The following is a 230-nucleotide window of genomic DNA, read 5'->3' as shown; positions in this document are numbered from 1 at the left end:
GCGCAGGGCCGGGCGATCCTTGATCGACCCGGTGGGGTTGCGATCCTCCAGCTTGGCCCACAACCGCACCGGATGCTCGCCCTCCCACTGCGGGGACAGGTTGCGCAAACCGACCAGCGGCAATACCGGGATCTCACTCGCCATGGCGGCCAAGCTCAAGGGCTATCAGCTGGTGTGTGTGATGCCGGAGAACACCTCGGTGGAGCGGCGGCAGCTGCTCACCATGTTCG

At 66.1% G+C, this 230-nt stretch carries 1 pseudogene; it reads left to right on the top strand.

Features of this window, described 5'->3' with window-relative positions:
* Positions 1-106: 106 nt before the first annotated feature.
* A pseudogene (locus tag GV790_RS30415) lies at positions 107-230 on the top strand (pyridoxal-phosphate dependent enzyme); the annotation flags it as partial.

It is taken from the genome of Nocardia cyriacigeorgica (genome assembly GCF_010858045.1).
In the GTDB taxonomy this organism is placed as follows: Bacteria; Actinomycetota; Actinomycetes; order Mycobacteriales; family Mycobacteriaceae; genus Nocardia; species Nocardia cyriacigeorgica_E.
Note: the sequence above shows the minus strand (reverse complement) of the source record. Positions and strands in the feature narration are given on the sequence as shown.